We start from the raw sequence: 7,160 nt of genomic DNA on the forward strand, positions 1-7,160 counted from the left end.
GTTCTTCTCTTCCTCACCACTTGAACTTCTGCGGATCAATCCCGATGTACGTATGCAGAAATTCGACCTGATCGCGGAACGCCTGGCTATTCAGGCCGTGACCAGTGTTGTACCATTTGATCTCCTTCGGCTCGCTGCCCGCCTCGTGGTAGCGCCGCGCAGCCTCCTGCGATACCATCCCGTCGCTGCGCGCGTTCTGGTAGAGCAGCGCCGAGGGAGCGGCATGGGCCACGAAGCGGATCGGCTCGATCGGTCGCATGGCTGTTTTCCAGCGCTCAAACTTAGCCTCAGACACTTCGCCTGAAATATCGTTCCCGGCAGTCGGAATCTCATAATGCTCGACTAATCCGCCGTCGCCAGCCATCAGCACATACGCCTTAATCCGCTTCTCGATGCCCGCCAGCAGGCCGCCCATCGCCGCGCCGTAGCTATAGCCGATATATCCGATCCGGTTGGGATCGACATCATCGCGTGACGAGAGCACATCGACGCCGCGCCGCAGATCGATCATGTACTGGATCTGCTCATCGCGATCCTGCTCCGTAAAGGTGATAAAGCCGCGCGCGGGCTGTCCATTCTGACGGCGAGCAAAGGGCGCGTCGATCAGCAGCGCCACCGCGCCGCTCTTGGCGATCTCCTCGGCATAGCTCCGCATCGAGTCGCGGCTGCCGGGCAGCCCATGCTGCATGATCACACCGGCAAACGGCCCCGAACCCGGCGGCACGAGCAGGTAGCCTGTCACCCGACCGCCCTTAGGACTGGCGTAGGAAATATCGTGGACCATCACGCCCGCCGATTCTTTGCTGCTCTTCTCCTGAAGATCAAGCGGCGCTTGCTGATCGTAGTCGAACAGCCGCAGCATCTCTTCGTAGTTCCAGTTATCGGGCGTGGGCGTGACGATGATTGGGGCTGCGGTATCATTCACAGCGCTCTGCGTTGCGGCCTCGGACGTTGGGGCGGTCGACGCCGATGAGCTTGCCAGGGCCACGGGCCGCTCCGACGATGTGGGAGCCTCCGCGCGCGGGACGGAGGAAGTACAACCAACCAGAATCAGCGTGAGGATCACAAGAGCGACGATGACCAGCGGAGCGGGTGAGTTGTGGTCGAGCAATTCAGCCTCCTTATACGAGGATACACGAGGTTGGGCCTGCTTCAGGCGGATCTGATCGAGCGCCGGAGTGAGCAGCGCTCTTTCAATCATACCATACCATTTTTTACAACCGAAGCGCCTCGGCGCTCAGAGCCGGATCGCGCGTTGCTTGGTTTGGCAGCTTATGGTACAATATCGAAGCATTCGCGCGGGCGTAAGTCCGGCGACGTAGCCAAGTGGTAAGGCAGAGGTCTGCAAAACCTCCATCACGGGTTCGAATCCCGTCGTCGCCTCCAATGAATATGCGAAACGGCTGTGGTGCGCAAACCACAGCCGTTTCTATGTGTTTTGATGTGACTACGCGAAAAGCGAATGTGTCGGGATGCGATCGATGCTCGCGCCGCGTGCCGGGCCGACTGAGATCAGCGCGATCGTTGCGCCGGTCAGCTCTTCCAGCCGCGCCAGATAGCGCTGCGCGCTGGGCGGCAGATCGTCGAAGGAGCGCGCGTCCTCGGTGCTGGCCTGCCAGCCCGGCAGATCCTCGTAGATCGGCTCGACCTGGCTCAGCTCTGCGGCGCTGCTCGGCATATAGTCGATCGTCGTGCCGTTCAGCCGGTAGCCGGTGCAGATGCGCAGGCTTGGAAGCTCATCCAGCACGTCGAGCTTGGTAATCGTCAGGTAGTCGATGCCGTTCAGCTCGACGACATAGCGCGCCGCGACGGCGTCGAACCAGCCGCAGCGCCGAGGACGGCCTGTGGTGGTGCCGTACTCGTGGCCGCGCTCGCGCAAAAGCTGCCCAGTCTCGTCGTGCAGCTCGGTGGGAAACGGCCCGCCGCCGACGCGGGTGGCGTAGGCTTTGAACACGCCGAGAATTGCGCTCACCTGGCGCGGCCCGATCCCGGCGCCCTGGCACGCGCCTGCGGCACCCGGCGCGGACGACGTGACGTAGGGATAGGTGCCCCAGTCGACATCTAGCAGCGAGGCCTGCGCGCCTTCGAGCAGGATCCGATCGCCACGGCGCATAGCCTGCTGCACAAGCCGATGCGTTACGGCGATGTGGTTGCGCAGCGCGCGACCATAGTCGAGCAGCTTTTCATACATCGGTTCCAGCGGTTGGGGCTGGCCGCCGTACACTTGAAGCATACGGTTCTTAAAATCGAGCGCGCCTGTCACGCGCTGGAGCAGCGTCTGCTCGTTCAGGAGATCGCCCATGCGGATACCGATGCGCTCCATTTTGTCGGTGTAGGCCGGCCCGACGCCGCGCCCGGTTGTCCCGATACGACCATCGCCGCGCAGCGATTCTTGGATGCGATCTTGCTCCAGGTGGTACGGCATAATAACATGGGCTCGATCGCTAATAAACAAGTTATCGAATGTGACACCGGCAGCGGCCAGCGTTCCCATCTCTTCCAGCAGCGCCGCCGGATCGACGACGACGCCGGTTCCAATGATATTGACGGTTTCTGGATTGAAGATCCCAGCCGGTACCAGGTGCAGCTTGAAGGTGCCGCGATCGTTGATAACGGTATGACCGGCGTTATTTCCGCCACTGTAGCGGATAACCATGTGAGATTGTTGCGCGAGCAGATCGACGATGCGACCTTTTCCTTCGTCGCCCCACTGCCCACCAATAACGGCAACAACAGACATATGGAAACATCCTATTATGTATTAAGCACACGCACGAAGATAGGTGCGGGCCTTGGAAACCGGGGGTAGTATAGCATACCCGATCCACAGGCTACGGAGATCAGCGACAGCGGCAGAGGCCGCAGAGGTGTACAAACATGGATGAAATGATTCGTTTTGAAGATTTAGGGCTGAGCGAGCCGACGCTCAAGGCGATCAGCGAGCTGGGCTACGAGGAGCCAACGCCGATCCAGGCGCGCACGATCAGCCGCATGCTCGAAGGTGTGGACGTGATCGCGCAGGCCCAGACCGGCACAGGCAAGACAGCCGCGTTTGCGCTGCCGATCATCGAAAGGCTTGTCGCGGACGTTCGCACGCCCCAGGCACTTGTGCTCACGCCGACACGTGAGCTGGCGGTCCAGGTTGCAGAGGCATTCCATTCGTATGGCAAAAACCAGCGCATTTCGATCCTGCCGGTCTATGGCGGTCAGCCGATCGAGCGCCAGCTACGCGCCCTTGATCGTGGCGTGCAGGTTGTCGTCGGCACGCCCGGACGGCTGCTCGATCATATTCGGCGCGGCACGCTCAAGCTCGATCGTGTGCGCACGGTTGTGCTCGACGAGGCCGACGAGATGCTCGATATGGGCTTTATCGAGGACATCGAGGCGATCTTGCAGGAGACGCCCGAGGATCGTCAGACCGCGCTCTTCTCGGCCACGATGCCCGTGCCGATCGCCAACCTCGCCAAGCGCTATATGCACGATCCGCAGCGCATCACCGTCCATGCCGAGCAGATGACGGTGCCACAGGTCCGGCAAGTCTATTATGAGGTAGGCGGGCGCGATAAATTCGAGGTGCTGGGACGTATCTTAGATTTTGAAAGGCCGACCTCGGCGATCATCTTTTGCCGTACCAAGAGCGAGGTCGATTCCTTGGGCGAGCGCTTGATCGCGCGGGCGTTTCCAGCCGAGACGCTCCACGGCGACCTGAGCCAGGTTCAGCGCGATCGGGTGATGGGCCGCTTCCGTAGCGGACAGGTCGAGCTGCTGGTAGCTACCGACGTAGCGGCGCGCGGCCTGGACGTAGAGCACGTCTCGCATGTGATCAACTACGATATTCCGCTCGATCCCGAAATCTACGTCCATCGCATCGGACGCACAGGCCGCGCTGGACGCACGGGCACTGCGGTCACGCTGGTGACGCCTCGCGAGCGGCGGCTGCTACGGATCATCGAGCGTACCACCAGCGCCGAGATTCAGCGCATGCGCCTGCCGACGATCGCCGATGTCGTCGCGCGTCGCCGTGAGTCGTTCAAAGAAACGCTGCGTGAGACTATCGCGCAGGGCGGCCTGGAGCCGTTTATGATCATGGCGGAAGACCTCGGCGAGGAGTACAGCCCGACTGATCTGGCGGCGGCGGCGTTCAAGCTGCTGCTGGGCGATTCGCCGAATCAGGATGAGGACAAGCTGGCTCAGGAGGAGCTTGAGCAGATCGAGGACGAGCGCGACGGACGGCGGCGGCAGCGGCGCGACCGCAGCTTCGGGCCGGAGCGGGGCATGACGCGGCTCTATATCGACGTTGGCCGCGACGATGGTGTACGACCCGCAGATATTGTAGGCGCTATCGCCAACGAGGCGGGCATCCCCGGACGCTCGATCGGCGCGATCGAACTCTTCGAGCGCTTCTCGTTCGTCGAGGTGCCGAGCAATCATGCCGAGCGCGTTACCCGTGCCCTCAAGCGCACAACTATTCGTGGCCGTAAGATTGCGCCTAGCGTTGCCAAACCGCGAAGATAGGTCGTACAATAAGCGCATAGGTTGATCCGTACGCCGATTGTTTTCGTCCCATGTGCTTAGGGTCCAACCTGAGTTACATGGGACGTGTCATTTAAGGCGGGTAGGCAGATCTTATGGAAAATATGGCCCCTACGCCCGAAGATGAGCAGCTTGCCGCGATGCTCCACGCGCTCGGTAATCCTACGCGCCTTGCAATCACTCGCTACATCGCCAATAATCCGCGATGTATCTGCAATGATCTGGTCGTGCGCTTCGACCGCGCCCAGGCGACGGTTTCGCAGCATCTCGCGACGCTGCGGCGCGCTCATATCCTGATTGCAGAGCAAGATGGCCCGGCCACGTGCTACTGGATCGATCAAGAGCATATCGCCTGGCTCTACGAGCAGTTGGGGCAGCTAACATCACGATCGGAGCAGCCTGAGACTCAATAAGCAGCGTCGCATTCAGAAGGAGCCGCGTTTGAACATTCATCACGAGTGGCGCAGCGTTAATGGCATACGACTCCACTGCGCAGTTGCAGGCAGCGGCCCGCTGCTGATCCTCCTTCATGGTTTTCCTGAGTTCTGGTACTCGTGGCGACACCAGATCCCCGTGCTAGCAGAGCATTTTACGGTCGTCGCCCCCGACCTACGCGGCTACAACGAAAGCGATAAGCCTCCACGGATCGCCGATTACAGCGTCCCGGTGCTCGTCGAAGATGTTATACAGTTGATCCGCTCGTTCGATCAAGAGCGAGCGATCATTGCAGGCCACGACTGGGGCGGTCTGGTTGCGTGGGCTACTGCCCTATCACGGCCAGATCTCGTCGAGAAGTTGATCGCCCTGAACATTCCGCACCCGCGTTTGTTTGTCCAGCACGTGCTTACCAATCCGCGCCAGATGGTACGCAGTTGGTATATGCTGTTCTTCCAGTTGCCCTGGCTTCCCGAAGCCACCATTCGCGCAAACAACTACCGCATGATCGACGGTGCTTTTCGCGGGATGGCGGTTCACAAGGAGCAGTTTCCTGCCGAGGTGATCGCCGAGTACAAACGAGCAATCGCGAAGCCGGGGGCGCTGACCAGCGCGCTTAATTACTATCGGGCGATGATGCGGGGCGGGACGCTGGGCTTTACAGCGGATCTCGACCCTGTGGCACGGATGCCGGTTATGGTCGTCTGGGGCGAGCAAGATACGGCGCTCGGCAAGGAGCTCAACGATCGTCTGAGACACTACGTGCCACAGCTAACGCTGCATTTCATTCCAGATGCAAGCCATTGGGTACAGCAGGATCGTCCTGACCTGGTGAATGGCTATATGCTGGATTTTTTGCTGGGCTAATAGCTTAAAACAGCAGAGCCGAGCTTGAAGCTCGGCTCTGCTGTTTACTTTGGTCAGGGTGCATGGACCTTGTCTCCCAGAGCCGAGGCCCCAGTACCCGCGGCGCTGCCACGTTTCACGGCCCGGTTCGGGATGGGACGGGGTGGGTCCGTGGCGCTCCACACACACCCAAATTGTTCAAGCCATCGTAACAAAACAAATCAGGCACGTATGCCGACAAATAATGACATAACCACGAGATAGCTGTCGAAGATTCCAGGGACCAGGCAAGCCCTCGCGCGTCAGTGCGCGTCCGCTCCACCCGTCGCCGGGCGTCCACGGCGCACCTGTCCTAGCGGCTCGTCTTGCCGCGCGCTTACCAGCCAATTGCTGCGAGGTGACTCGTCTTGTGGCGGGGTTCGCACTTAGATGCATTCAGCGCTTCGCCCTTCCGACCGTAGCTACGCAAGCTGCATGTCGCCACACACCTGCTCCACCAGCGGGTCGTCCAGCCCGGTCCTCTCGTACTAGGGCCAGCCCCACGCAATCACCTACTCGCCCACACCGGATAGAGACCGAACTGTCTCACGACGTTCTGAACCCAGCTCGCGTGCCGCTTTCATGGGCGAACAGCCCAACCCTTGGGACCGACTCCAGCCCCAGGATGCGACGAGCCGACATCGAGGTGCCAAACCCTGCCGTCGATCTGAACTCTTGGGCAGGATCAGCCTGTTATCCCCGGGGTAGCTTTTATCCGGTACGCTACGGCGCTTCCACCTGCCACCGTAGGATCACTACGCCCTGCTTTCGCACCTGCGCGGCCAGTCTGCCTTGCAGTCAAGCTCCCTTGTGCCGTTGCACGCCCCAGGTGGTTGCCATCCACCCTGAGGGAACCATTGGGCGCCTCCGTTACCTTTTGGGAGGCGACCGCCCCAGTCAAACTCCCCACCAGCCAGGGTTCCACACGCGGTTACGTGCGGTGAGAGTACACCATGCGGCAGAGTGGTATTTCACCGGCGCCTCCAGCGCGCCCGCAAGCGCGCCTTCTCCGGCTCCCACCTATCCTACGCAGCCACACGGCATACCCACTGGCAAGCTAGAGTAAAGCTCCACGGGGTCTTTTTGTCCGGGTGTGGGTTGACGGCATCTTCACCGCCATTTCAATTTCACCGAGCCCCCGGTCGAGACAGTGCCCACGTCGTTATGCCTTTCGTGCGGGTCGGAACTTACCCGACAAGGAATTTCGCTACCTTAGGACCGTTATAGTTACGGCCGCCGTTTACTGGGGCTTCGGTTCGGAGCGCTAACCCCTCCCCTTAACCTTCCAGCACTGGGCAGGCATCACC

5 protein-coding genes, 1 tRNA gene and 2 rRNA genes are annotated in these 7,160 nt (G+C 60.8%); 4 read left to right on the forward strand and 4 right to left on the reverse strand.

The annotated features are described in order from the left end of the window. Positions 1-13 precede the first annotated feature (13 nt). The gene (locus VFZ66_11970) at positions 14-1,201 is read right to left on the reverse strand and encodes an alpha/beta fold hydrolase (GenBank protein HEX6289905.1); all 1,188 of its coding nucleotides are present in this window, start codon (positions 1,199-1,201) and stop codon (positions 14-16) included. A 111-nt stretch (positions 1,202-1,312) separates the two neighbouring features. On the opposite strand from VFZ66_11970, the gene VFZ66_11975 reads away from it, so the two are divergent. Beyond that, a tRNA-Cys gene (locus tag VFZ66_11975) sits at positions 1,313-1,386 on the forward strand. Positions 1,387-1,447: 61 nt separating this feature from the next. Here the strand turns inward: VFZ66_11975 and VFZ66_11980 are convergent. Beyond that, positions 1,448-2,740 (reverse strand): adenylosuccinate synthase, encoded by a 1,293-nt coding sequence (locus tag VFZ66_11980; protein ID HEX6289906.1) that lies wholly within the window; start codon positions 2,738-2,740, stop codon positions 1,448-1,450. A gap of 137 nt (positions 2,741-2,877) precedes the next feature. On the opposite strand from VFZ66_11980, the gene VFZ66_11985 reads away from it, so the two are divergent. The 3 genes from VFZ66_11985 to VFZ66_11995 all read left to right on the forward strand — a co-directional run bounded on the left by VFZ66_11985 (position 2,878) and on the right by VFZ66_11995 (position 5,835). Next, on the forward strand, positions 2,878-4,515 hold the full coding sequence (locus tag VFZ66_11985; GenBank protein ID HEX6289907.1) for a DEAD/DEAH box helicase: 1,638 nt from the start codon (positions 2,878-2,880) through the stop codon (positions 4,513-4,515). A 113-nt stretch (positions 4,516-4,628) separates the two neighbouring features. After that, a complete protein-coding gene (locus VFZ66_11990; GenBank protein HEX6289908.1) occupies positions 4,629-4,946 on the forward strand; it encodes a metalloregulator ArsR/SmtB family transcription factor in 318 nt (105 codons plus the stop codon). A 28-nt stretch (positions 4,947-4,974) separates the two neighbouring features. Further along, complete coding sequence (locus tag VFZ66_11995) at positions 4,975-5,835, forward strand: alpha/beta fold hydrolase (GenBank protein ID HEX6289909.1); 861 nt, start codon at positions 4,975-4,977, stop codon at positions 5,833-5,835. 55 nt (positions 5,836-5,890) lie between these two features. Here VFZ66_11995 and rrf read toward each other — a convergent pair. After that, positions 5,891-6,005: ribosomal RNA gene (rrf, locus tag VFZ66_12000) — 5S ribosomal RNA — on the reverse strand. 92 nt (positions 6,006-6,097) lie between these two features. Then, positions 6,098-7,160, reverse strand: a 23S ribosomal RNA gene (locus VFZ66_12005); the annotation flags it as partial.

The sequence above is a fragment of the Herpetosiphonaceae bacterium genome, assembly GCA_036374795.1.
Lineage (GTDB): Bacteria > Chloroflexota > Chloroflexia > Chloroflexales > Kallotenuaceae > LB3-1.